Here is a 24,818-nt window from a genome sequence, read left to right as displayed (position 1 = left end):
CGGGATTCACTCTAAAATCTTTCTTCGCGTCTTTGCGTAATAATTTTAACGCTTTTCGGAAACCACAGATCAGAGAAGGAGAGGCGCTATGAATCTTGATCGGGAAAAAATCTTCGTCGGGATGGGGGGATGGGATCTGGAGCCGTTCAGCAAGGTCTTTTATCCGCCGCGTCCCAGAAAGGATTTTCGGAAGCTGGAGTACTACAGCCAGTTTTTCGACAGCGTCGAGATCAACGCCACCTTCTATAACACGTCGCTGTCGCCCGCCCATGCGCGGCGGTGGCTGACGGATGTATCGGGGAACAAGGATTTTATTTTTACCGTAAAGCTTTTCAACGGATTTACGCATACCTACACAGCCGATTACGGCGATGTACGGGCCGTGCACCGCATGCTGGAGCCCCTCGCTGCGGCCGGGAAACTGGGAGGGCTCCTCATCCAGTTCCCGTATTCCTTTACCAACATCGGTGAACGCCGCACGTACCTGATGCAGCTTGCAAAAGCGTTCCAGCCACATCGGCTGTTTGTGGAAGTCCGGCACAATTCCTGGAACAGCCCGTTGATGTACAACTTCTTCCAGGAAAACAAACTCCACATGGTGAATGTCGATCTGCCGGGCATCAAGCAGCATATGCCGTTCACGAGTCAGTCGTGGAACGGTGCAGCATACTTCCGGATGATGGGGAGAAACGTGATGACGTGGGATCGTCCGTTCACGAAGCACCAGAGCGGAAACTACCTTGTCAGCGACCGGTACCGTTATCTGTACAACGACCGCGAACTCGGAGATTTGCTCGCGCTGATTGAACAGATGCGGCAGCGCGGCAGCACGACCTTTGTCGTTTTTCACAACGACCCGGAGGCGAATTCACTGGTGAACGGATTTCAGCTGCGGCATCTGGTGCGCCATAAGCACCGCGTTCTCGTGCCGCAGAATCTTGTCGCAGCGTTTCCCGCGCTGAAACAGATCAGCGCGCCGGTCAACGTGCAGCATCCGTTGTTTGCGGAGGTGGCGTAACAGGTATAAACATGCGGCTTTTAGCTGATAGCTATTAGCTGTTGGCTACAAGCTAATTGCTGACCCTTCGACTCGCAAAAGAAGCTCGCTCAGGGCAGGCCGCTGATTTCTATTCCACCTCTTTCATACACTCCGCCGACTCATTGCGCGGATTGCTGACGAATGATGAAACGCGGTGGGCTTTCATCTTTTTTGCCGGGTAGGGGGCGAGGAGTTGTTTAAGGTTCGCGGTGTCCTTATACGACCGGTCGAGCCACTGTTCGATGTGCTGTTCCGGCAGGATGACGGGCATACGGTTATGAATCGGGGCCATCAACTCGTTCGGTTCGGTGGTGATGATCGTGAACGTGGGGCGCTCGTTTCCCGTTGCATCCTTCCAGATGGAAAACAATCCGGCAAGCAGCATGGGGGCCTCGTCCTTCATGCGGATGCACATGGGATGTTTTTCTTCAACCTTCTTTGACTTGCCGCGGACCTCTTGCGTTGTTGTCACACGCTGCCATTCGTAGAACGCATCGGCGGGAATGAGACAGCGGCTTCCTTTGAAATAGGTGGCGAACAGCTTGCTCTGGTCCAGCGTTTCGGCTTTGGCGTTGAAAGAGGAGAACGCCGGTTTTCCGTCTTTTGACCAGTGAGGAATCAGCCACCATTGCATCGGTTCTGCAACGAGCTCGTCGTGCCGGACGGCAAACACGGGGAGGCGCTGCATGGGAGCAGCGTTGTAGAGCGGAAGTTCTTGAAACACTGTGTCTGTAATCTTCGCTTTGTTGAGTGCCGTGTAGGCGACAAGCACTTTTTTTCCATCGATAATGGCGTAGCGGCCGCACATAAGGTGTGAAGGGGGTGAGAGAGTTAATCGAGTGCCAGGCTTATTCGAAGACACTCGTCGACGCTTTTCATTGCCATGCTGGACAGAGATCCCAACTTTCGTACCACGGCCTCTTTGGGAATCGTGATGACAACCTCTGATTTAACAATTGAATTCTTGGTTAGTCCGCAGCGAGGTTCGGCGTCAAGGTCAATCAAGAAATGCATTGGGTACGCTTTTGACGGAAGGGCCAAAGAGATCAAAGCCACGATCACATTGGGGCTAAACTCGTTTGCAATGTTATTCTGGACGACGAGTGCTGGGCGGGTTTTCCCCTTTTTGTAGTTCTGAACGTACGGGAATGGCAGCAAGACAATATCACCCCGTTTGAACGGCATTATTTGTCTTCTCCGAGATCGCGAGTTGTTCTCAGGTATGCTTTGGCGTCGCGCTTGTTTTCTTTAGCTTGTTCGCAATATCCTTCGGCCATCAATTGCTCTCGTTCTTTCTTCTTCAGACGGTCGACGTGCTCGCGCACGGCTTGACGGACGAACGCGCTCCGATTCTGTTGGCTGTGCTGCATGGCGCGGGCAATTTCCTCAAGGAGATCGTCCGGCAGGGTGAGCATGACCTTTTGCATAGAACCACCTTCAGATAGATAATTATACTGACAATAGTATATATAATTCTTTCCCTTATGTCAATACTACGCTGACCTAGGAAGTGACAGCTATGATGTTCTCTTCGGATGCCGGACATCTTCCAGGCCCCATCGCTTCCCAGGCGCTGGTCCAATCATTTGTTGCGCCCCCGGGCAAGGTCTGTCTATTGTACGGCGACAAGTTCATCTTCAATCTCTCACTCAGGATGGCGGCCCATGCGATGACACAGGGGAGTTCCGTTGCGGTGGTGGATGGGTGTAACCGGTTCAATGTGCATCTGCTCTCCCGCTTTGCGCGTGAGCGGCGCATCGACCCGGATGAATTCCTGCGCCGCATTTTCATTTCCCGCGGTTTTACCTGTTACCAGATGGAGCAGGCGGTCAGTGCGCGGTTGCCGCTGTTTCTCGAGTCCATTGGCTCAAACATCGCGATGATCTTCGGCTTGCTCGACACATTCTATGACGAACAGGCGTCGTTCCGGGAAGTGCAGCAAATTCTGCGGCGGCTGCTCGGGACATTGCAGGATATCAAAGGAAACGGCGTTTCCGTGCTGCTGGCATGCACGGAGTGGAACGTCCTGCCGAAGGAGCGCAACCAGTTGTTCACGACGCTCAAGACCGGGATGGATACGATCTACCGGCTCACAGACGATGGCACCAATCGACCGGTGGTATTGCTGGAGAAAGGAACGATGACCGGCCAGCGCTCGCTGCGCGGATAAAGACAAAGCAACCACGGATGACGCGGATCGTTACAGATTTACACGGATGAAAATGAATCTGTGATCATCCCTGCCTGCGTGCCGAAGGCACTTCGGCAGGCAGGCGTGCTGTTTCCGTGTAATCCGTGGTTAAACACAAAGCAACCATGGATGACACAGATTGATATGGATGAGGGAGCATGTCTATGATACACGAAGCACTCACAGGAAAGATCATCAGCGCTTTCTATACCGTCTACAATGGTTTAGGTTATGGTTTTCTTGAGAAGGTGTATGAAAATGCCCTGGCGATCGAGCTGCGGAAGAAAGGATTGATCAGTGAGCAACAGAAACGAGTAGAAGTTTTCTATGACGCGCAACGAGTAGGTGATTACTATGCAGATCTTGTAGTGAATGATTGTGTTGTCCTGGAATTGAAAGCAGCAGAAGTTCTTGCTCCCGAACATGAAGCTCAGCTGATCAACTACTTAAAAAGCACTGAGATTGAAGTAGGGTTGTTGCTAAACTTTGGGCCTAAACCTCAGATCGTCAGGCGAATCCTCACGAATGACCGAAAGGCATCGAAATTAACCACAGAAGACACGGATTAAACAAATCTGTGATCATCCGTGCTGTTTCCGTGTAATCCGTGGTTAAACACAAAGCAACCACGGATAACACAGATTGTTACGGATTGACATGGATAAAGCGAATCCTGGTTCATAACATCACCCACTCAACACAAAAGGTGCAGCCATGGAAAGTCTCTCCCCAAACATTTTTGTAAAAGACATGAATGCAACGATAGCGTTTTACAAAATCCTCGGCTTTGAGCTGGCCATGACTGTCCCCGAACAGGGGGATTATGTATGGGCGATGATGACCTGCGGCAGTGTTTCTCTCATGTTCCAGACGTTCACCAGCCTGGGTGACGCGTTGCCGGATGTCAGCCGCCGCGATGGGGGTTCGCTGCTGCTGTACATCAAGCTGAAGAACATCCGAGTTTTTTTTACAAGCGTGAAAGACAAAGTCACGGTTCTCAAGGGACTGGAAAAAACGTTTTACGGAGCCACGGAGTTTTCCATCAAGGACGTCAACGGATATATCCTGACGTTTGCCGAAGACGAATAGGAATGAACGCAGGAAAGAATAACCACGGATGACACGGATGTGACGGATTTACGCGGACAAAACAATCTGTGGCAATCCGTGTGGTTTCTGTGTGATCCGTGGTTAAACAATATGAGTATGGGAGACGAAAGGAGCGATCGGTATGGGGCGGACTGTCCCGACGTTTACCAATATCATTGACAGCGAAATTGCGAGCTGGTCGAAATACCGCCGGGGACTTCGCAAAGAAGACCAGAACGTCTTTGACGATGTCTTCCGTGCGGCGAAACTTCACCTCGCGGAAAATTTTTATGCGATGCGGACAATTCCCTTTGAGAGCATCGTCGTTTCCATTGCAGTCGAGCAGCGAAAGTTGATCAACCAGTTGCAGGATCGGATTGTCCGGCTCGAAGGCCGTCTCGCCGATGAGAAACCGTGATTTTGTTTGTTAACAAAGATGAACCGCAAAGTCCGCCAAGAACGCTAGGTAGTTGGAGTGTTGACCTGCAGAAATACCCCTATCTATTCTTTGCGGTTCTTGGCGTGCTTGGCGGTTTATTTTTCATCATCCCGCTGAATTTATGCCCCACACACTCACCGGTTGGTTATTCGATTGTTATCCTTCGTCCCGGGGCATCACGCTCTGGTTCATCGATGAGAACGGCGGGAAGCACCGCTGTTTTCGAAGGTTCACGCCCTCCTTTTTTCTTCACCTGAACACATCCGATGCCCGGCGTGCCGAGGTACTTGCCGAGCGCTGTCCGGTTCCCGTCACGGTCACACGCACGACGAAGACAGAAATCTATTCCGGCGAGCTGCTCGACGTGCTCGAAATTCACGTACACGACACGACGCGTTTCCGCGAGGTTGTGTGGTACTACGAGCGCTTCTTTCCGCACTTCGCGTTCTTCAATTCCGATATCCTTGTCCCGCAGCTTTTTTTATACGCGACGACGCTCTTTCCGCTCGGCTTCGGCGAGTATGAGATCGATGAGCAGGAGGAACTCATCGAGTGGAGGCTGCGCGATTCACGCGAAGCAACGGAGTATGCACTCCCGCCGTTTTCCATCCTGCTGCTCCGGAACGGAAACGATTTTGTTCCGCCGAAGTACCAGAAGCGTCTCCAGCTCGAGGTGACGTACGAGGACCGCACGTATGTGCTCGAACAGGAAACAGGAGAGGAGGTTCTGGAATCGCTGAACTGGCATCTGCACCGGTACGATCCGGATATTATTCTGACCGATTACGGCGATGCAGTCCTGATGCCGCAATTGACAGCGCTGGCACAACAGCACAAGGTACCGCTGCTGCTGAATCGCGATCAGGATGCGGGATATGTAACGACGAAGGAATCGAGCTTCTTTCAGTACGGCAAGGTTGTCCACAAAGATGGTGCATTTGAGCTTGCCGGGCGATGGCATGTGGATGCCACCAACTCGATGACGGTTGCCGAAGCGGACCTGGACGGCCTGTTCGAGATGGCGCGCCTGACGCAAATGTGCGGCCAGCGGCAGGGGCGGGCAAGCATCGGTACGTCGATGTCGTCACTCCAGCTATCGTGGGCGTACCAGCACAATATCCTGATTCCGTCGAAAAAACGTGAGCCGGAAGATTTCAAATCGGCTGCAACGCTCCTGCTGGCCGATCGGGGTGGACTCATCTTCAACCCGCCGCTCGGCTATCATGAAGAGGTGGCGGAACTCGATTTTGTATCGATGTATCCGACGATCATGGTGACACACAACGTTTCACCGGAGACGGTGAACTGCCGGTGCTGCAAGAACGAAAAGGTGCCGGAGCTTGGCTACTCGATTTGCGAAAAACGCGTAGGCATAGTGCCTGCAACGCTCAAGGCGGTTGTAGAGAAACGTGCGTACTACAAGGCGATGAAAAAGAAATACAAGGGGAAGGACGATGTGTTGTTCCGGAAGTACGACCGCCGCCAGAACGCCCTGAAGTGGATGCTCGTCAGCTGCTTTGGCTATCTTGGCTACAAGAACGCACGGTTCGGGAAGATCGAGGCGCACGAGTCGGTCAACGCGTTTTCCCGCGACGCAATCCTGATGGCAAAAGAAATTGCCGAGGAGCATGGGTTTCATCTCCTTCACGCCATCATCGATTGTGTCTGGATCAAGAAAGAGGGGGCGACCGAACAGGAGTGCGAAGAGCTTGCCCGTACGATTTCCCGCAGAGTGGGTATCGATATTTCATTAGAGGGGATGTACAACTGGATTCTCTTTCCCGCATCGAAAATCGATCCCGAGATCACCACGGCGAACCGGTACGTCGGGTGGTATCACCACGACGAGATCAAGATCCGTGGCATCGAAGCCCGACGCCGCGACACACCGAAGTTTATCAAAACCATGCAAACGGCAATGCTGAACCGGATGTCTGGCGCGCACAACGTTGAAGATCTACGGGGGCTTGTTCCCGATCTCGTGGAGATTGTACGGAATGCCGTTGCTGTGCTACGCAGCGGGAAGGCGAACCCGATGGAGTTGGTTCTCCGCCGTCACATCACCAAGGAGGCGGATGAGTACACGAACAACAGCCTCAGTGCCGTTGTCGCGAAGCTGGTGCAGGGAATGGGGGTATCGCTCGCGGCCGGCGAATCGATCGAGTTTATTATCCTCGATCAATCGGGGAAAAAGAAGCCGGAGAAAGCAAAGCCGCTCGCGCTGTATGCGTTCGAGGATGGGTACGACATCGAACAGTACACGGAGTTTGCGTTGAAGGCGGCGGAGACACTGCTCTTTCCGTTCGGGTACGATGTGCAGACGCTCAAGGACGAACTCGGCCTTACGCCTCCGGTACAGAAGATAACATCGAAGCGTGGCCGTCTGCTGCATGCGCGTGCGGAGGCCTTGGCCAAACAGATTCCGCTGTTGCACATGCGGGTGGGAAACTAGGAAGGTGCCATAGGTCGGACAAGACTTTCAGAATTTGGAGTTTATCAACCGAGAGTGGTCATTTTCATGAATAGCACACAGATGACACTGATGATACAGGATGATCACTGATCATCAATCAGTGACAATCTTGTGTATTTTCTGCGTCATCAGTGTGCCATTCATGAGTGAAACAAACCCGAGAGGAAGGCATTGTGAGACGGGAAGAAATGAAAAAGGGACGCGGTGCGGGTTTTAATCCTCCGAACCGGTTTGAATCCGTCACCGTTGATAAAGTAGGGGAAGATCTGGCTCAGTATTTCATAGATCCCGAGCCCGATCGAGACGTCCTCACCAAATTCTACAGCGATCACACAAAGTCCATCCTCGCGAAAAACGATAGTCCCGATATCCCGTTCACGTACAGCCTGAATCCATACCGCGGGTGCGAGCGTGGTTGTATCTATTGTTACGCGCGCCCGACGCACGAATATCTCGGTTTCTCTTCAGGATTGGACTTCGAGACCAAGATCATGGTCAAGCACGATGCGCATGTGCTCCTGGAAAAGCAATTCCGAAACCGGAACTGGAAGCCGCAAATCGTCATGATGTCCGGGGATACCGATTGTTACCAGCCCATTGAGCGAAAACTCGGACTCACGCGAAAATGTCTTGAAGTCTTTCTTCAATACCGCAATCCGGTCTCGATCGTCACGAAGAACGCGCTCGTCCAGCGTGATATCGATATCCTGAAACAACTCGCGTCGCTCAATCTCGTCCTTGTCACACTCAGTATCACGTCTCTCAACCATGATCTCATCCGGCGGATGGAACCGCGGACATCCACGCCGGCGAAGAGGCTTGAAACGGTCGAGATGCTTGCCACGGCAGGTATCCCTGTCGGAGTAAACGTGTGTCCGATCATCCCTGGTTTGAACGACACTGAGATTCCATCAATCGTGCAGGAAGCCGCACGCCGCGGGGCGAGGTATGCCAGCTCTACCATGGTACGGCTTCCCAATGCCGTGAAGGACCTGTTCATCGATTGGCTGCAGCGGGAAATGCCCGAGCGTGCTCCGGCAATTGTTAACCGCATACGCGACATCCGCAACGGAAACCTCTCATGCTCCGACTTCGGCGAACGGCTCAGGGGCGAGGGACAAATTGCCGAGGCCATTGGGCAGCTGTTCCACACAGTCTGCAAGCGGCTGCACCTGAACGACGCGAAGGCGTCACTTTCGACAGACCAGTTTCGTTCACCTGCCGATGCACAGATGGAAATCTTCTAGCTACACCATCGCCTGATTCCCACTCTCCTGTTAGCGTTGATATTGCAGCTACAATGCAGTAGCTTCTGTTCAATCCCCCTCAACTCAACCTGATGTCTCAGCCGGTTCTCTTCCACCGGTCTGAAGATATCACACCGTGATGGTTCATCTCGAATTCTCTCCGGAGCATGAGTATGCCGACCGACAATTCCGAACGCCCGAATACAGGGTCCCTTCCTGAGCCAGAGACGAAATCAATTTCAATGGATCTCGTGAAGAAGATCTTCGCTGTGGCGATTCTCGCTGAAGTGATTGTCGTATGGGTCTTTGTGTTCAGAATCATCTCTCGGGCTAAGATCGGAATGGAATCGCCACGGTTTGTTCTCGTTGCAATCGGCGTCGGTCTTTCCCTCATCGGTTGGGGTTTCGCAAAAAGCCTCTACCCGAGGATTCCGGGGATTTCGTGGACGAAGGCACTCAGGTACGTGTTCGGATTTCTCGCGGCGGCATATGCCTTGTACCCCACCTATGAAAACTTCCGCGGAGAAGATGAGATCACTCTTGCGACGCTCGGGCTCTTCCAGGGGCGGACGATTGAGGATGTCCACAAAATCGCCCCGAAGCTGAAAGTTCTTCAGCACACTCAGAATACGTATCGCGTCGAGGTTTCACAGCGGGATGCCCGACAACTTATGCGCAAAAGGTTCAGGCTGCAACCCATTCAGGATGCGGCGCAACGAAGGCGAGTAGAGCGAATCACTTCGACCCCGGCGGGTCAGCCAAACATCATGATAAAGAACATGATACGTTCTGTCTCATCGGACTCTCTCCTCGGCAACATCCGCCAACTCGAGAAATTTGGTACGAGAGTAGAATATTCGCCGCAGGAGGACTCTGCTGCAGAATTGATCATCAGGAAATTCAAAGGGTATGGTCTTGACGTCGAGTCGCTCAGGTTCGGCGAAGTCTCGCGAACATTTTGGCATGTGCAAGTAGTGAACGACCGCACGTTGTTCTGCTCCGACTACCAGGGTGAGCTGTTCAGCTCGACCGATGGAGGAGGATCATGGAAGTGTCGCTATACTGGCAGGGAACCGTTCCTACGCCTTGCATTCTTCGATGACCGCATCGGCTTCGCGATCAGCGCGATGAATCGGATCCTTCGTACGACCGATGGAGGCCAATCGTGGATCGTCCAACGGCCAGACACTGTCACGTGGTTTTCCGATATTCGGTGCCTCTCTCCTCAGGAAGCAATCGTGGTTGGAAACAATGGGATCATTCTGAGGACGGAGAACGGCGGAAACCGGTGGCAACGTGTTCGTACTCCAAGCGTAGCAAATCTGCATGGTATTGAAGCGTTGAACTCCAAGAACTTGTGGGTTATCGGCTCAGGCGGAGTGTTGCTGCACTCATCAGATGGGGGGAAAACGTGGTCGCAAGTTCTTTTGGGTATCTCGTGCAATCTGTTTCACATTCAGTTCCTCGACCGAGAACGAGGAATGCTTCTCAGTGACAATGCAATCTTGCTCAGGACGAATGATGGCGGGAGAACATGGAAATGGTCTCGGATTGAAAGGAATGAATTGCGTCCTTCGGGCATGCTCTTCGCGACCGCGCAAAAAGGGTGGATTACCGATGCAGGCATTTCCAGCCATCCTATTGAGACCAGCGACGGTGGCCGACACTGGGCGGAAGCACGAAAAGAGCTCCAGCCGATACGGAAACTCAGCAGCGGGAACGGAAATGTAGCCCTCGGTTCCGGTGTGAATGGAGAGTTGCTCATCAGTCACGATCGGGGGAACACTTGGAAATCACTTTCGTCAAAGCTAAGTACTTTTGCTCCGCTTCGTTCCCGGAATCTCTGCGCGACACTCAAGGGATCAAATCCGTATGCGGGTGAGGTGATTCTCGTAGGGCACTATGACTCGGCACACAGTGATGTCCCGGGTGCGAATGACAATGCGAGTGGGACGGCGGCAGTGCTGGAAGTTGCGCGAATTTGCAGCCGATACAAGTTCGAACGTACGATTCGGTTTCTTGCTGCGGCTGCCGAGGAGAGGGGACTGGTAGGAAGCGGCATCTATGCGCAGGATGCAAGAAGGAATGGACGCAATATCGTGACTGTTGTCAACGCCGACATGATTGGTTACCCGGTCCTGGGTGATCCAAACCGAATTGCGGTGAGCACGGGGAAAGAATGGACACCCCTGATGGATTCGACACTTCTCTTCAATGGTCGCTACGCTCTCGGATTCATCCTCGATGCACATACGGCAGCTATGGGCGGAAGTGATCACGAGTCGTTCATACGCCAGGGGTATTCGGCTATCGACCTATCAGAAGGGACCGCGATGGAAATTTGGGGAGGTTTTGATCCGTTCTATCATAAGTCCTCGGATACCTCCGACAAACTCGACGCAAATCTCGTGCGCAACGCTACACAACTGATGCTGACGATAGCCGCGGAGGCGGCAAGACCCAGCGCACCTTCGGCGAAATAGGTCCGGGATGATGGAGAATTTTTAATGCTGCCGGTTCCTGCAGTCCTTGATTTCTTTCCTCTTTCTTGATACACTTGCATCGCCGCTGTTACGGAACAGCACATTGTGAGGTCTGCAGTCTTCTTTAATCCGTTTCACTACACACACGCACAACGCCCATGGCAATTACAGTTCGCAATCTTACGAAGTACTATGGTCAAGAGCCGGCCATCGACGATATCTCGTTCGATGTGAAGACAGGCGAAATCCTCGGATTCCTCGGTCCGAACGGGGCGGGGAAAACGACGACGATGAAGATCATCACCTGCTACATGCCGCCAACGTCCGGCACGGTGGACGTCGATGGCTATTCGATAGCGGACCATTCGCTCGAGGTGAGGCGGAAGATCGGCTATCTGCCTGAATTGAACCCGTTGTACCTGGACATGAACGTGGTGGCGTATCTCGAGTATGCTGCGCAACTGCACGGTCTTGACAAGGGAAGGACGCGGCAGCAGCTCGCACATATGGTCGAGGTGTGCGGATTGAAAGACGTCCGTCACAAAGACATCGGTGAACTCTCGAAAGGATACCGGCAGCGTGTGGGTCTTGCACAGGCGATGATCCATGAACCGGAGGTGTTAATTCTGGATGAACCGACCAGCGGACTCGATCCCAACCAGATCGTCGAGATCCGTAATCTCATCAAGCAACTGGGGCGGGCAAAGACAGTCATTCTCTCGACACATATTCTCTCTGAGGTGCAGGCAACGTGCGATCGTGTCATCATCGTGAATGAGGGGTCGATCGTCGCGGACGGGACGCCGTCGGAGCTTAGGGAAAAATTCCACGGTTCCGAATCCGTGATGATCGAAATCAAGGCGGCGGTGGCCGATCCGATGGCTGAGTTGCTTCCGAAACTGAAATCGATCGAAGGTGTAGAGTCTGTTGAATACAGCGGTGGCGCAGACAACCTGCATCGGTTCTCCGTTGGGGTCGCCAAGGGGAACGACGTGCGCGAAGAGTTGTTCAGACAGGCGGTCGCCCAGCAGTGGGTGTTGCTGGAGATGTCGCGAAAAGGGACGAGCCTGGAAGAAGTGTTCCATAAGCTGACACAAACAGAAGACGTAAGGCGGGAGACGTGAGACGGGAAAAGTGAGCCGTGATTCGTGAACCGTGAGTAGTGAATCGAAAAAAACCTGCAACCATGGACTTGAAACCTGGAAACTGAAGCTCCAAACTCCAAACTCAAAACCGTAAGTGCTACCTTGGTAACCGCAATGACCAAAACCGAACTCCAGACTTCGTGGCGCAACACGCGAACGATTTTTCGACGCGAGCTGCAGTCATACTTTAATTCAGCGATCGCGTACGTGGTTCTTGTTGTGTTTCTTGCAATCATCGGCTGGTTTCACACAAGCAATCTCTTTCTGGCCAACGTCGCCACGCTCCGACTGATGTTTGAGCTTGTGCCCCTGATATTTCTGTTCGTCGTACCTGCAATCACGATGAAATTGATCTCAGAAGAGAAGAAGAGCGGGACGATTGAGCTGCTGACCACCAAGCCGCTGCATGATTCGGAGATAGTCCTCGGAAAGTTTCTTGCCGCGTGGGCCCTTATCGGCGTGGCGCTTCTCCTGACACTCGTCTACTACCTGACCATAACGTCGATCGGCAACATCGACAACGGACCCGTGATCGGTGGGTACTTCGGACTTCTGCTGACGGCCGGAGTCTATGTCGCGATTGGCCTGTTTGCATCGAGCCTCACGGAGAATCAGGTGATTGCATTTATTATCGGCTTCGTGTTTGTGTTCGCTCTCTTCATGCTTGACAAGATTCTCATCTATGTTCCAGCGTCACTTGCCGGCAGCATCGAGTTTCTGGGTATCGATTATCATTTTTCGAATATGGCCCGTGGTGTGATCGATTCGAGGGATCTCATCTATTTCATATCGCTGCTCGGGTTCATGCTGTATCTGACGGTTCTCTCGCTCGGCCGGCGGCGGTGGTAAACCGATATCCATCGTCTTCTGGAGACTGGCAAACAGAAATTATCTCAACTGATTGATTATGAAAAACAAGAAGTCTCAACTGCTTGTCCGCGTACTTTTGGTGCTCGGGATCTTGGTAGTCCTCAATTTCATCTCGATCCGGCTTTTCGGAAGACTGGACCTGACGTCGCAAGGTGTCTACACACTCTCTGATGCAAGCAAGAAGATTGTCGGATCCCTGGACGACCGCGTCACGGTCAAGGCGTTCTTTACTGAGGACCTTCCTGCCCCGTACAACAACAATCGGCGGTCCGTCCTCGATATTTTGAACGATTACAAGGCATATTCCAGGGGAAACCTGCAGTTCGAATTCATCAGCCCCCAGGGGGAAAAGGGAGAGCAGGATGCCCAGCAGCAGGGGATCTCGCCGGTACAGGTGCAGGTGGTGAACGAGGACAAGCTTGAGGTGAAACGCGGCTACCTGGGACTGTTGCTTCTGTATGAGGACAGGAAGGAAGTCCTCCCTGTGGTGCAAAATCTCAGTACGCTGGAGTACGACATCAGCAGCGCACTGAAGCGCCTCACATCGAAGGCGAAAAAGAAAGTCGGTTACACCACCGGGCATGGTGAGACGGAGGTGAGCGCCATGCGTCAGGCCTACCAGGCCGAAACGCAGCAGTACGATCTCATCCCGGTCGATCTCAGCAAGGGAGAGGCGGTCCCTTCGGACATTGCAGCGCTGCTTGTCATCGCGCCGCAGCGTCGGCTGCAGGACAGCGCGCAGTACCAGATCGATCAGTACCTCATGAGGGGCGGAAAGGTCGCGTTTCTTCTGAACCGGGTGAACGCGAACCTCCAGATGCGCATGGGCCAGCCTCTGGATATCGGGTTGGATGGGATGCTGCAGCAATACGGCGTAGGCGTGAACCCAGATCTCGTCCGCGATGCTCAGTGCGCCAACATCTCGGTGATGCAGCAACAGGGAGACTACACCTTCCAGAGCCAGGTTCCCTTCCCGTACATTCCGGTCGCCTCGAACTTCAATGGCGGTAATCCGATCGTGAAAGATCTGCAGGGAGTAATCCTGCATTTTGTCAGCTCGGTCGACACCAGTGGAGCGGCATCGAAGGGATTGAAATCCGAGGTGCTCGTCCGATCTTCGAAGCATAGCGGTCGCCAGACCGGGATGTTCATGATTGACCCATTCCAGCGCTACACAGCTGCCGATCTGGGTGAGAATGGCATTCCGCTCGCAGCGATCATCGAGGGTTCGTTCAAGAGTTTCTTTGTCGGCAAGCAGCCGGCCGCGGCGGTCGCCTCAAGCCCGGAGACGCGCATCCTTGTCGCTGGTGATGGCGACTTCATGAAAGATGAAATGCTTGGCAACAAGGGGAACCTGACGTTCTTTGCCAATATCATCGACTATCTTGCAGACGATGCCGGGTTGATCACAATTCGCTCGAAGAACGTCGCGACTCCGCCACTCGATCAGATCGCGGACGGGACCAAGCGGGCCCTGAAATATGCCAACCTCATCGGTCCGCCGGTGCTTATCGTCATGTATGGCCTGTTTCGCTGGCGAAAACGCGTCGCATTCAAGAAAGCAATGGAGGCTCAGTCTTTATGACACGCAATACCTACGTCTTGCTTGGCTTGCTTGCGGTTCTGATCATCATCGCATATTTCGTGATGCAAAAGCCGGGTGAGCGAAGCTCGACGGGCGAGAACAGCGAAATGCTGGCTTCCGTCGATTCAATCGCCCTTGACAGGATTGAAATCAAATCACCGACCGCAAGCGTCGTTCTTGAGAAGAAGGGAGTCGAATGGTTCGTCGAGTCTCCGGTCTCGTACAAAGCAGATCAATCGAACGTAGCGACATTGATCCATAGCGCCAGAACTCTTCGAATTGACAATATCGTTTCGAACAAGCCCGACAAGCACGCCGTGTTCCAAGTGGATACGGCGACGGGAACGCTGGTCAGATTGATGCAAGGGGGCGCCGAAAAAGGGGCGTTCATTCTGGGAAAGGCCGGGAGCAGTTACTCTGACATGTACGCCCGGCGTGCCGCATCGAATGAAGTTGCGCTCGTGAGCGGCGCGTCGTCCTTTGTGTTCAATCGGCCGGTCAAAGAATGGCGCGATCGCACAATTCTGTCGGTGCCGAAAGAAACCATCAAAGAGGTTCGCTACCAGTACGGTGACACGACCTTTGTGCTTGCCTTCAGGGACGGCGCTTGGACCATCGGGAGGGATTCGACACAGGAAGGAGTCGTAAGCAGTCTTCTCTCGTCTCTTTCAAACATCCAGGCCGACGATTTCGTCGATTCGCTCACTACACACCCCACCAAACCAACCGCTCAAATCTCGTTCGCGGGAACACAACTCACCTTCTTCTACGTCAAAGGGAATGAGAAGTATTTCGTCAGATCTTCCGCATCGCCGCAGTGGTTCGAGATGCAGAATTGGCATGCAAACCAGATCCTGATGCGAAAGAAAGACATCCTGAAGTCTCCCAAGTAGAACAAAACAAGAGTGTTCGCCTCTTCTCATCTCCCGATTGGGGGATTAATCCCTTGCTTGGTGCTTCAAATTTGGTTAATTTTCAACGCTTTGGGGTATAGGAAGGCTTTTTCAATACATTACAATTCCAATTGGAGGTTCGTCATTAATTCCATGCAAAGATATATCCGTTTCGTGCCTTTGGCTGTTTGTTCAGCCCTGTTTCTGGCGGGGTGCGCTGGATCCGGCCCGGCAGCGGTTGCCAGGATTGGAAACACCCCCCTCACGCTTGAAGAATTCGAAGACAGCTATGCGAAAAACAATGGCGGGTGGGAGAAAGCGACCACCTCCAGTTATGAGGACCGGGAAAAATTCCTGGATTTGCTGGTCAAATTCAGGCTCAAGGTTCAGCAGGCGAACGACCGCGGACTGATGACCGATTCGACGATCAAGGCCGAGCTTGAAGGATATGAGGTCACCGTCGCAACGTCCTTCATGCTGGAAAAAGAAATCGTTGCACCAAAGACCCGGCAACTGTACGACCGGAAAAAAGAGGAACTCAGGGCAAGCCATATCCTGATCAGGCTGAATCCGGATGCTCCGCCAGCGGACACGCTCGCTGCGTACAACAAGGCGACCATGGTCATCGGATTGATCCCTACCTCGGTCTTTGACTCACTCGCCACGACGTACTCGGATGATCAGAGCGCGGCCCTTAATCACGGGGACCTCGGCTACTTTACCTCCGGCAAGATGGTGCCCGACTTTGAAGATGCCTGCTTCGGATTGAAGGTAGGTGAATACACGACTTCCCCCGTGAGGACTCAGTTTGGCTATCACATCATCAAGTTGACGGGCCGCCAGGCTAACAAAGGCGCCGTGCGGGTGAGCCACATTCTGCGGCGGTTCAAAGACACTCCAGAAGACAGCACGGTCGTGAAGGATTCCGTGAAGGCGATTTATACGCTTGTCAAAGGAGGATTGGATTTTGCTGAGGCCGCCAGACGCTACACGGAGGATGCGGGTTCCCAGGTGAACAGCGGAGACATCGGATACTACGATCGCGGCCGGATACCACCGGCCATTGAAAACCTCTTTTTCAATACGCCGGTCGATTCTGTCATCCCGCCGTACCAGATGCCGTACGGCTATCACATTTTCAAAATTACGGGTTTCAAAAGCATCCCGCCCTTCGCAGAAATGGAGAAGGAACTGCGCGACCAGTACAACCAGATGCGCTATCAGACGGACTATCAGAGATTCGTCCGGGGTCTCGCGCGGCAGTACAAGCTGACGTTTGACACTCTGGCTATCGTTCAGCTGATGAGCGCGTTCGACTCGACGCAAACGCCGGCGTCGTGGACCTGGAGCGACACGCTCACGCCTGCAATGCGGAAGAAAGTTCTGCTGACCTGTGAAGGCCGGCCTGCCACGGTCGGGGATTTCGTGGAGCATCTCAACAACTCGGCGGAGTTCAAGTCGATGCTTCTGACGCCGAAGAACGTGCAGCACATGATGGAGCGTCTTTCTGAAGTCAAGATGATGGAAGAACATGCCCGGCAAGTGCCGCAACGCTATCCGGCATTTTCGAAGCTCCTCAAAGAATACCAGGACGGCATTCTTCTTTATCGCATCGAGCAAGATGAGGTCTGGAAGAAAGTTGTCGTGAACGATTCGCTCCTCCGAGTCTACTACGACCAGCACAAGGAAAAATACCTGTGGCCGAACAGGGTGAATTTTGCGGAGATCTTCACCACAACGGACAGTCTGGTGAAGGCGGCGTACAATGAAATCAAGATGGGGAAAGACTTCAGTGAAGTTGCCGAAAAGTATACCATGCGCTCGGGGTACAAGGAAAAGAAGGGAGTCTGGGGATTGACGCCGGACTCGGTGAATATTTTCTCGCGCTATGCCGCGTTGCTGCCTGTGGACAGCATTTCTCGCCCGTTCGATCATCCGGACGGCTGGTCGATCATCAAAGTAACTGCAAAGGAACCCGCACGCATCAAGACCTTTGAGGAGGCGATGCCGGAGGTGATGAGCGCCTACCAGGAGTATGCTTCGAAACTCCGGCAGGAGGAATGGGTCGCTGATCTGAAATCACGGTACCCCGTTACCTTCAACAAACCGCTTCTGCTGGAAGCCTTCAAGAGGAAACCCGTTGCCGCGCAGTAGACTTGTTTTCGCACTCTGTCTCGCGTTTGTCGCGGGCTGTGGTTCCAGGGACTCCGGCCAGCGACCCGTCGCCCGGATTGACGACCGGACCTTGACGCTGGAAGAGGTGCGAGCGCGATTGGATTCGACGCGCGGGGTAACCTCTGCTCAAGTCGGGGAGTTCGCGCGGCGATGGATCAACGACGAGATTCTGTACCGCGAAGCCGTCCGAAGAGGGTTGGACAACAAAGAGCCTGTGCGGACGCAGATCGAGGAAGCGAAGCGCCAGTTCGCGATCAACGCCCTCTTACAGGCTGAGGTCTATACTCAAAGCTCCGTCGAAAACACTCCGGAGGAGATCGCGCAGTACTATACAGCCCATACCAGGGAATTCACGCTCCCGACAGACGTCGCTTTGGTCAGTTTCCTCCAGTTTACCGATCGCGATGCAGCCAACGCGTTTCGCACGGTCGTGCTGAAGGGAACACCGTGGTCGCAGGCAGTGCGCGAGGTGATGGCCGATGCGAAACAATCGTCGATGGTCCTTGCGAAGATGGACTCTGTATATTATTCGCAAACCACACTCCTTCCGGCTGAACTCTGGCGTGTCGCGTCTGCATCGACGAAGCCGGAACCGTCATTCCCGGTTCATACCGACGAAGGTTCGTTCATTCTGGTTGTCTGGAAACTCGGCCGCCAGGGGCAGATTGCCGATCGGGCGTATGTAGAGCGTGAGATCCGGAGCCGGCTGACGATCGATCGTCGGCGTCAGGCGCTCGCCGGTTTGCTCGAGCGGCTGCGATCAACACATGCTGTTGAGCTGATGGTCAGTGATCAGGTGGATACCAGTTCAACCAATTTTGCGAGATAGGAGAAACACCAATGAAGGGACGACAACCATCAGTTTTGCCGCACGTTGTTTGGGCCATCGTTGTAGTGCTTTCGATGACGAGCAGCCTTGCCGCGCAGACAGCCGTCGATCGTATTGTGGCGGTCGTCGACAAGGAGATCATCACAGAGTCGGACCTCCAGGAGCGGATTTCGTACATCGCTCTACAAAATCGAGTGGATCCGAAAACTCCCGGCTTACGAAAGCAAATCCTCGACGGGTTGATCGCGGATAAGCTCGTGCTGGCCCAGGCAATTATCGACAGCATCAACGTCACGGACGAAGAGGTCATGAGGATGCTCGATCAGCAGTTCCAGAATTTTGTCCGGCAGGCGGGATCCGAGAAGCAACTCGAACAGATCTACGGAAAGCCGGTTGCAAGGATGAAGCGCGAATACAAACCGGAGATGCGCAAGCAGCTGCTCATTCAACGCGTGCGCCAGCAGCGTGAGGCGAATATTCAGATCGCGAGGCGGGAAGCGGAGGAATTCTACGCGTCCTATAGAGATAGTCTGCCGAAAGTACCCGAGGAGCTCGACCTGAGTCACATCTTCATTGTGCCGAAACCGGATTCTTCGCTGGAAGTGCAAACGCGTCAGAAGCTCAATGCGTTTCGTGACAGCATCGTCGCCGGCGGAGACTTCGCCGACTTTGCACGCCGGTATTCACAGGATGGAAGCGCGACGGGCGGCGGCGACCTCGGTTGGGCAAAGCGCGGCGTGGTATTTGTCCCCGAGTTTGAACAAGCTGTGTTCGCCCTCAAAGAGAAAGAAGTTTCCCCTGTGGTCAAGACGGAGTTCGGGTATCACCTGATTCAATTGCTCGAGCGCAGAGGTGAATCCGTTCATGCCAGGCATATCCTGTTGCGTACAGAAAAAGGACCGATCAGCGACACGGCCGCAGTCGTCAGACTGCGCGAGATACGGGATCGTGCTCTGAAGGGAGAAGCGTTTGCCGAGCTTGCCCGTAAGTACTCTGAAGATGATGATACAAAAGCTCTTGGCGGCGACCTCGGAACTGTCGCTGTCGATCAACTCGAGGCCGAGTTCGCGCCTGTCGTCAAAGGTCTCAACGCGGGAGAGATCAGTCAGCCCCATCGAGTGTCGCTCAAAGCTTCGTACGGATACCAAATTGTCCTGCTCAAGAAACGTACGCAGCCGCATGCCGTCAATCTCACCGATGACTATAAGCGCGTTGAACAGATGGCGCTGTACATGAAACGCAATCGGCTGAACAGCGAGTGGATCGAGGAGCTTAAAAAGAGTATCTACTGGGAGCCGCGCCTCTAAGCCTGGCCCTCCAAGAACACCGGATCGCAGGGAGTACACCGTCAATTGCAGGGACACCGAATGGCATGAACGACGTCAAAGTTGTTTCCGAACTCTCCAAAGCCTATTCCGATATCCGGTCTGAGATCGCCAAGGTCATTGTCGGACAGGACAGGGTGATCGAACATCTCCTGATCGCGCTCCTTTCGCGGGGTCACTGCCTGCTGATTGGGGTACCAGGCCTCGCCAAAACCCTCCTGATCAAAACGCTCTCGGAAGCATTGGACCTCAGGTTCAGCCGCATCCAGTTCACGCCGGATCTGATGCCGAGCGATATTACCGGCACCGAGATCATTGAGGAGAATGTGGGGACTGGACAGAAGGCGTTCAAATTCGTTCAGGGTCCCGTCTTCGCGAACATCATTCTCGCAGATGAAATCAACCGCACGCCTCCGAAGACCCAGGCCGCACTCCTGGAGTCGATGCAGGAGCACCACGTAACCGCCGCCGGGCAGACGTACGCGCTCCAGGAACCGTTCTTCGTCCTGGCGACACAAAACCCGATCGAGCAGGAGGGAACCTATCCCCTGCCCGAGGCACAGCTCGACCGTTTCATGTTCAACCTCTGGCTTGACTATCCCTCCTTCAATGAGGAGGTCGCCATCGTGAAGTCAACGACGAGCCCCTACAAGCCCGATTTGAAACGCATACTTAGTGCCAAGGAAATAATCGAATTTCAGGATCTTGTTCGCCGCGTTCCGGTGGCAGACAATGTCATCGAATACGCTGTCACGCTCGTAGATCGGACGCGCCCCACGGTAGCCTCGGCTCCGTCCTTCATCAAGAATTGGATTAGATGGGGAGCCGGACCACGGGCTTCACAGTATCTCATCCTCGGGGCAAAGACCCGTGCGATTCTCTCGGGCCGGCATACACCCGATATCAACGATGTCAAAGTTCTGGCTGCTCCGGTGCTCCGACACCGGATTGTGACAAGCTTCAACGCCGAGGCGGAGGGTGTGTCTGCAATTCAAATTATCGAAAGACTCGTGAGTGAGTCTGGATCGTGAACAGGCCGCGGCCGGAGAATCGATGAGAAGAGCGGCAAGTCGGTTGATACTGTTCAGCTGGCAGAGGCAAACTCCGACCTGGAACGTTCGCGGCGTCACGGTATTCCTTCCTGTTGTTGTTCTCTCATTCTGTCTCAACTTCACGACCGCCGCGCAACCGCAGCGATGTTGGATAACATTGCGCGATCGCGGGCCTTCGGTCACCCTCACGAAAGCAAATCCCGCTTCGCTGGGGATCACCGAACGGGCTCTTTGGAGACGGAGCAAGGTGCTTCCAGCGGATCGTCTCATCGATGAGCTCGATCTTCCTCCCGAGCAGTCGTACCTCGAACAATTGCGTTCACGTGGCGTCGTGGTCAGATCTGCCTCGCGATGGCTCAATGCGGTTTCAGCCGAGCTCACAGATGCCCAGCGCTCCTCGGTTGCCACACTCCCGTTCGTAGCCTCCGTGTCACCCGTCCCTGTCTTTTTCAAACAGCAGCAGGAATCAGTGCCTCTCCTTCAGGGTCCTATGTTGAAGAAGGAATCGATCGCCGGCATCGACTACGGAGAATCGTTTGCCCAGTTGAACGCGCTCAAAGTGCCGGATGTGCACTCTCGCGGTTTCACGGGAACGGGGGTGATCATCGGGGTTCTGGATGACGGTTTCAACGCTCACCGAACGCACCCTGCGCTGAAGAATCTCAAGATCATTGCTGAGTACGACTTTGTGCAGCGCGATTCGAATACTTCGCGTTCACCCGGGGAGTATTCCACACAAGGGAACCATGGTGCCTCGACGCTTTCTGAGATCGGAGGATTCTTCAACGGCCGCCTCGTCGGTGTTGCCTACGGAGCATCGTTCATGCTCGCGAAAACAGAAATCGACAGCGTCGAAATCCAGTTGGAGGAGGATCTCTACGTCGAAGCCCTTGAATGGATGGAGCGTCGCGGCGTGGATATAACCTCCAGCTCTCTGGGCTACTCCGATTGGTACAAGTGGTCGGATATGAATGGGAAAACGGCAACGACATCGAGAGCAGCGAGCATCGCAGCAAGGAAAGGTGTGCTTGTTGTGACGGCCATGGGAAACAGCGGCGGCGCAACGATCCGGAGGACAGATGGGCAACTTGCCCTGGATGCCCCCGCCGATGCCGACAGCATCCTCGCGGTCGGAGCGACGTTTGCAGATGGCCCGCTGGCATCGTTTAGTCTTACGGGTCCCACATATGACGGGCGGACCAAGCCGGAAGTCGTGGCTCCGGGAATAAACGATTTTGCGGTAAGCGGAGACTCAGACTACACGCCGTATTTCACCGGCACGTCAGCGGCGACACCTCTGGCGGCCGGCGTCGCAGCGCTGGTGCTCTCTGCAAACCTTGACCTCACGCCTATGCAGGTCCGGGCCCGTCTGCTCAGCACAACCCAGAAATACGCTGACGGAAGCGCGAAAACCCAATCGTATCCGAACAACTACTACGGCTGGGGTCTTCTTGATGCGTCAAAGGCTGTAGGAGGCTCGGGGGGCGGGAGCGTTCCCGCAGAATTCGTTCTCCGAAACAACTATCCGAATCCCTTCAACGGCTCGACGACGATCATCGTCGACGCCCCGGGCGAGCAGGTGATCGACGTGGCAGTCTATGATCTTCTCGGCCGGCGCGTGCGGACTCTTTACAAAGGAAAATCCCGCACGGGGACGAATTTCTTCGAATGGAACGATGGTCTGAACGACAGCGGCACGCGTGTGTCCAGCGGCGTCTACATCTGCCGCCTCGCTACCTACGGATTCACGGGCTCTCGAAAGATCCTGTACATCAAATAGGTTTGTTCACCGTTTCCTGACAGGTCGCCGAGATGCCAGATCTTGATCTTACGACATCCTACCACGTTGTCCTTCTCCTGCTCGCGGCGGTGGCGGCTGGCTTGCTGGCGGTCTTCGTGTACCGATTCACCGTGCCTCCGGTTTCCCGCGGTGTGCGAGGCACCCTCATGGGGGTGCGTGGACTCGGACTGTTCCTGCTTTTCCTCCTCATTGGCGAGCCGCTCCTTTCTCTCGTCTCGCACCGTACTGAAAGACCCGTGTTGGCAGTCCTGATCGATCAATCCCGAAGCATGACGATCCGGGATAAGAGCGGGGACAGAAAAGAGACTCTCCTCACTACTCTTACATCGCCCGATCTCAGGAAGGTCGATGGAAACAGTGAACTTCTGTATGGAGTGTTCGACACGAAACTGCATCTCCTACAGTCCTTCGCCAAAGATTCCGTTTCATTCACAGGAGAAGGGACCGATATCGGCGGCGCCCTGAAGCAGTTGAGGGAACAAACGTCGGAGAGAAATATTCAGGGAGTGCTCATCATCAGCGACGGCAATTCGACCGGCGGGTCCAGTCCGCTGTTCGAGGCCGAAGAGTCAGGGTTGCCGGTCTTCACGGTCGGCATCGGCGACACCAGTGAGCCGCATGATGTGATGGTACAAAAGGCCCTCGCGAACAACATCACGTACGTGGGAAACAAGGTGCCGGTGAACGCGACGTTGAAAAGCTCGGGTATGAACAATGAGCGCGTTGAAGTGACTCTGCTCGAGGGGGGGAAGACCCTTGACCGCAAGACAATACAACTGGAACCCGGCACACGCGAGTACGATGTACCCCTCTCATTTGTTCCTGACCTGGACGGAACGAAGAAAATTACTGTCGAGGTTTCGCAGCTGCCGGGCGAAGTCAGCGCTCAGAACAACAGATCTTCGTTCTACATGAAAGTCCTGAAGAGCAAGATGCGGGTTGTTCTCATCGCCGGCGCGCCCAGCGCGGATGTGGCAGCTATCCGGCGCGCGCTTCAGGATGATCCTAATATAGAAGTCAAAACGTTCATCGAACGCGGCAATGGACAGTTCTATGAAGGGGTGCTGTCTGACCAGGATGTGCGTCCGGCCGAATGCGTTGTGCTCGTGGGGTACCCGGGTCCACAAAGTTCGGTGTCGGCGATCCAGACGGTGGCTACAGCGGCTGGCAGCGGAAAAGGAATGCTGTTTGTCCTCAGCCGAACGACAGATCTTCGGAAACTGCAGATGCTCCAGAGTGTTCTTCCCTTCAACATTCCCGCCCGACCCGGAGAGGAAACACAGACCTTTCTCGCCGCAGCGGAAAACCAACGCAACAATCCGATTCTCCGTGTCTCTTCGTCGTTGGATGTGTGGGGCAAGCTTCCCCCCTCGTTCACAATGGATGAGCCGTTCCGTTCGAAGCCCGAGGGTGTTGTTCTCGCTACGGTCCGGGTCCAGTCGTCCCCGGGGACTGAGCCGCTCATGATCAGCCGGAATGTGAACCGGTCGAAATCTCTTGCGATCCTCTGCTACGGATTGTGGCGGTGGAAAAGTTATTCCGACGGTATCCCGGGAGCGGAGCGAATACTGGAGAACCTTTTCAGCAACAGTGTCCGCTGGCTTGTAACTCGCGATGACGAGAAGCCGGTACAGATTCGTCCGTCAAAAGAAATGTTCGCGGGATCAGAACCGGTGGAATTCACAGCTCAGGTGTATGACGAAACCTACCGTCCCCTCGGTGATGCGGAAGTCTCTCTCTCAGTCTCGCAGAAGGGGCAGGCGAGTCAGCTGACGCTCTCGTCGCTGGGAAACGGTCGGTTCGAGGGGGCGTTCGACCCTCTTCCGGAAGGGGACTACACGTATACAGCCCGGGCAACGGAGGGAGGCCGGCAGCTTGGCGAAGAACGCGGCTCCTTTTCGGTCGGTGGATTGAACGTGGAGTTCCAGGAGACGAGAGCGAACAAGCTTCTCTTGCAGCAAATCTCTGCACGGACGGGGGGGCGCTACTTTGAGAGCGGCGATTTGGGTCAGCTCGCAGAGGATTTGACCTCCCTGCGGAATTTCCGCCCAAAAGATGTGACTGCCGCCCGCCAATTTGAACTCTGGAACAGAACCTGGATGCTCGGTGCGGTGGTGGCGCTGTTCGCTGTGGAATGGTTCTTGCGAAAAAAACACGGAATGCTCTAATCTTTCAGGAGTAC

At 54.3% G+C, this 24,818-nt stretch carries 21 protein-coding genes; 18 read left to right on the top strand and 3 right to left on the bottom strand.

The window, feature by feature from the left end:
* Positions 1 to 88 precede the first annotated feature (88 nt).
* Positions 89 to 1,018 carry a DUF72 domain-containing protein gene (locus tag NTU47_04950; protein ID MCX6133146.1) on the top strand — a complete coding sequence of 310 codons (930 nt, stop codon included), beginning with the start codon at positions 89 to 91 and terminating at the stop codon, positions 1,016 to 1,018.
* 109 nt (positions 1,019 to 1,127) lie between these two features.
* Here NTU47_04950 and NTU47_04945 read toward each other — a convergent pair whose 3' ends face one another.
* From NTU47_04945 to NTU47_04935, 3 genes are read right to left on the bottom strand one after another with little or no spacing between them, the layout of a single operon-like run.
* Positions 1,128 to 1,847: an SOS response-associated peptidase gene (locus NTU47_04945; GenBank protein ID MCX6133145.1), complete on the bottom strand. Its 720-nt coding sequence runs from the start codon at positions 1,845 to 1,847 to the stop codon at positions 1,128 to 1,130.
* Positions 1,848 to 1,870: 23 nt separating this feature from the next.
* A complete protein-coding gene (locus NTU47_04940) occupies positions 1,871 to 2,224 on the bottom strand; it encodes a type II toxin-antitoxin system PemK/MazF family toxin (protein MCX6133144.1) in 354 nt (117 codons plus the stop codon).
* Positions 2,224 to 2,466 carry a ribbon-helix-helix domain-containing protein gene (locus NTU47_04935; GenBank protein ID MCX6133143.1) on the bottom strand — a complete coding sequence of 81 codons (243 nt, stop codon included), beginning with the start codon at positions 2,464 to 2,466 and terminating at the stop codon, positions 2,224 to 2,226. Before NTU47_04935 ends, NTU47_04940 begins: the two co-directional genes overlap by 1 nt.
* Positions 2,467 to 2,558: 92 nt before the next feature.
* Here NTU47_04935 and NTU47_04930 point away from each other — a divergent pair, with 92 nt between their 5' ends.
* The 17 genes from NTU47_04930 to NTU47_04850 all read left to right on the top strand — a co-directional run bounded on the left by NTU47_04930 (position 2,559) and on the right by NTU47_04850 (position 24,804).
* Complete coding sequence (locus NTU47_04930) at positions 2,559 to 3,209, top strand: hypothetical protein (GenBank protein ID MCX6133142.1); 651 nt, start codon at positions 2,559 to 2,561, stop codon at positions 3,207 to 3,209.
* 185 nt (positions 3,210 to 3,394) lie between these two features.
* The gene (locus NTU47_04925; GenBank protein MCX6133141.1) at positions 3,395 to 3,799 is read left to right on the top strand and encodes a GxxExxY protein; all 405 of its coding nucleotides are present in this window, start codon (positions 3,395 to 3,397) and stop codon (positions 3,797 to 3,799) included.
* A gap of 145 nt (positions 3,800 to 3,944) precedes the next feature.
* Positions 3,945 to 4,319 carry a hypothetical protein gene (locus NTU47_04920; protein MCX6133140.1) on the top strand — a complete coding sequence of 125 codons (375 nt, stop codon included), beginning with the start codon at positions 3,945 to 3,947 and terminating at the stop codon, positions 4,317 to 4,319.
* A gap of 142 nt (positions 4,320 to 4,461) precedes the next feature.
* Positions 4,462 to 4,737, top strand: coding sequence for a hypothetical protein (locus NTU47_04915; GenBank protein ID MCX6133139.1), 276 nt, complete (start codon positions 4,462 to 4,464; stop codon positions 4,735 to 4,737).
* A 142-nt stretch (positions 4,738 to 4,879) separates the two neighbouring features.
* Complete coding sequence (locus tag NTU47_04910) at positions 4,880 to 7,210, top strand: hypothetical protein (GenBank protein MCX6133138.1); 2,331 nt, start codon at positions 4,880 to 4,882, stop codon at positions 7,208 to 7,210.
* Positions 7,211 to 7,419: 209 nt separating this feature from the next.
* Positions 7,420 to 8,478, top strand: a complete 1,059-nt coding sequence (locus NTU47_04905) for a PA0069 family radical SAM protein (protein MCX6133137.1) — start codon at positions 7,420 to 7,422, stop codon at positions 8,476 to 8,478.
* Positions 8,479 to 8,651: 173 nt separating this feature from the next.
* Positions 8,652 to 10,961, top strand: a complete 2,310-nt coding sequence (locus NTU47_04900; protein ID MCX6133136.1) for a M28 family peptidase — start codon at positions 8,652 to 8,654, stop codon at positions 10,959 to 10,961.
* Positions 10,962 to 11,119: 158 nt separating this feature from the next.
* Entirely contained in the window at positions 11,120 to 12,085 is a 966-nt protein-coding gene (locus NTU47_04895; GenBank protein ID MCX6133135.1) for an ATP-binding cassette domain-containing protein, read from the top strand.
* A 135-nt stretch (positions 12,086 to 12,220) separates the two neighbouring features.
* Positions 12,221 to 12,955 carry an ABC transporter permease subunit gene (locus NTU47_04890; protein ID MCX6133134.1) on the top strand — a complete coding sequence of 245 codons (735 nt, stop codon included), beginning with the start codon at positions 12,221 to 12,223 and terminating at the stop codon, positions 12,953 to 12,955.
* Between the two features lie 58 nt (positions 12,956 to 13,013).
* Complete coding sequence (locus NTU47_04885; GenBank protein MCX6133133.1) at positions 13,014 to 14,561, top strand: Gldg family protein; 1,548 nt, start codon at positions 13,014 to 13,016, stop codon at positions 14,559 to 14,561.
* Positions 14,558 to 15,454, top strand: coding sequence for a DUF4340 domain-containing protein (locus NTU47_04880; GenBank protein ID MCX6133132.1), 897 nt, complete (start codon positions 14,558 to 14,560; stop codon positions 15,452 to 15,454). Before NTU47_04885 ends, NTU47_04880 begins: the two co-directional genes overlap by 4 nt.
* A 153-nt stretch (positions 15,455 to 15,607) precedes the next feature.
* Positions 15,608 to 17,608, top strand: coding sequence for a peptidylprolyl isomerase (locus NTU47_04875; protein MCX6133131.1), 2,001 nt, complete (start codon positions 15,608 to 15,610; stop codon positions 17,606 to 17,608).
* Entirely contained in the window at positions 17,595 to 18,458 is an 864-nt protein-coding gene (locus NTU47_04870; protein MCX6133130.1) for a peptidyl-prolyl cis-trans isomerase, read from the top strand. The genes NTU47_04875 and NTU47_04870 overlap by 14 nt, the downstream gene beginning before the upstream one ends.
* Before the next feature lie 11 nt (positions 18,459 to 18,469).
* Positions 18,470 to 19,765 carry a peptidylprolyl isomerase gene (locus NTU47_04865; GenBank protein ID MCX6133129.1) on the top strand — a complete coding sequence of 432 codons (1,296 nt, stop codon included), beginning with the start codon at positions 18,470 to 18,472 and terminating at the stop codon, positions 19,763 to 19,765.
* A 65-nt stretch (positions 19,766 to 19,830) separates the two neighbouring features.
* Complete coding sequence (locus tag NTU47_04860; GenBank protein MCX6133128.1) at positions 19,831 to 20,814, top strand: MoxR family ATPase; 984 nt, start codon at positions 19,831 to 19,833, stop codon at positions 20,812 to 20,814.
* A gap of 22 nt (positions 20,815 to 20,836) precedes the next feature.
* Positions 20,837 to 22,615, top strand: a complete 1,779-nt coding sequence (locus NTU47_04855) for a S8 family serine peptidase (protein MCX6133127.1) — start codon at positions 20,837 to 20,839, stop codon at positions 22,613 to 22,615.
* Between the two features lie 32 nt (positions 22,616 to 22,647).
* Positions 22,648 to 24,804 carry a VWA domain-containing protein gene (locus NTU47_04850; GenBank protein MCX6133126.1) on the top strand — a complete coding sequence of 719 codons (2,157 nt, stop codon included), beginning with the start codon at positions 22,648 to 22,650 and terminating at the stop codon, positions 24,802 to 24,804.
* The last annotated feature ends 14 nt before the right edge of the window (positions 24,805 to 24,818 follow it).

It is taken from the genome of Ignavibacteriales bacterium (genome assembly GCA_026390595.1).
In the GTDB taxonomy this organism is placed as follows: Bacteria; Bacteroidota; Ignavibacteria; order UBA10030; family UBA10030; genus UBA9647.
The sequence above is the reverse complement of the archived record's forward strand: the minus strand, read 5'-3'. Positions and strand labels throughout refer to the sequence as shown.

Coding starts and splice junctions, on each gene's coding strand:
- NTU47_04950 (MCX6133146.1), top strand. CDS start 89: ATGAATCTTGATCGGGAAAAAATCTTCGTCGGGATGGGGGGATGGGAT.
- NTU47_04945 (MCX6133145.1), bottom strand. CDS start 1,847: ATGTGCGGCCGCTACGCCATTATCGATGGAAAAAAAGTGCTTGTCGCC.
- NTU47_04940 (MCX6133144.1), bottom strand. CDS start 2,224: ATGCCGTTCAAACGGGGTGATATTGTCTTGCTGCCATTCCCGTACGTT.
- NTU47_04935 (MCX6133143.1), bottom strand. CDS start 2,466: ATGCAAAAGGTCATGCTCACCCTGCCGGACGATCTCCTTGAGGAAATT.
- NTU47_04930 (MCX6133142.1), top strand. CDS start 2,559: ATGATGTTCTCTTCGGATGCCGGACATCTTCCAGGCCCCATCGCTTCC.
- NTU47_04925 (MCX6133141.1), top strand. CDS start 3,395: ATGATACACGAAGCACTCACAGGAAAGATCATCAGCGCTTTCTATACC.
- NTU47_04920 (MCX6133140.1), top strand. CDS start 3,945: ATGGAAAGTCTCTCCCCAAACATTTTTGTAAAAGACATGAATGCAACG.
- NTU47_04915 (MCX6133139.1), top strand. CDS start 4,462: ATGGGGCGGACTGTCCCGACGTTTACCAATATCATTGACAGCGAAATT.
- NTU47_04910 (MCX6133138.1), top strand. CDS start 4,880: ATGCCCCACACACTCACCGGTTGGTTATTCGATTGTTATCCTTCGTCC.
- NTU47_04905 (MCX6133137.1), top strand. CDS start 7,420: ATGAAAAAGGGACGCGGTGCGGGTTTTAATCCTCCGAACCGGTTTGAA.
- NTU47_04900 (MCX6133136.1), top strand. CDS start 8,652: ATGCCGACCGACAATTCCGAACGCCCGAATACAGGGTCCCTTCCTGAG.
- NTU47_04895 (MCX6133135.1), top strand. CDS start 11,120: ATGGCAATTACAGTTCGCAATCTTACGAAGTACTATGGTCAAGAGCCG.
- NTU47_04890 (MCX6133134.1), top strand. CDS start 12,221: ATGACCAAAACCGAACTCCAGACTTCGTGGCGCAACACGCGAACGATT.
- NTU47_04885 (MCX6133133.1), top strand. CDS start 13,014: ATGAAAAACAAGAAGTCTCAACTGCTTGTCCGCGTACTTTTGGTGCTC.
- NTU47_04880 (MCX6133132.1), top strand. CDS start 14,558: ATGACACGCAATACCTACGTCTTGCTTGGCTTGCTTGCGGTTCTGATC.
- NTU47_04875 (MCX6133131.1), top strand. CDS start 15,608: ATGCAAAGATATATCCGTTTCGTGCCTTTGGCTGTTTGTTCAGCCCTG.
- NTU47_04865 (MCX6133129.1), top strand. CDS start 18,470: ATGAAGGGACGACAACCATCAGTTTTGCCGCACGTTGTTTGGGCCATC.
- NTU47_04860 (MCX6133128.1), top strand. CDS start 19,831: ATGAACGACGTCAAAGTTGTTTCCGAACTCTCCAAAGCCTATTCCGAT.
- NTU47_04855 (MCX6133127.1), top strand. CDS start 20,837: ATGAGAAGAGCGGCAAGTCGGTTGATACTGTTCAGCTGGCAGAGGCAA.
- NTU47_04850 (MCX6133126.1), top strand. CDS start 22,648: ATGCCAGATCTTGATCTTACGACATCCTACCACGTTGTCCTTCTCCTG.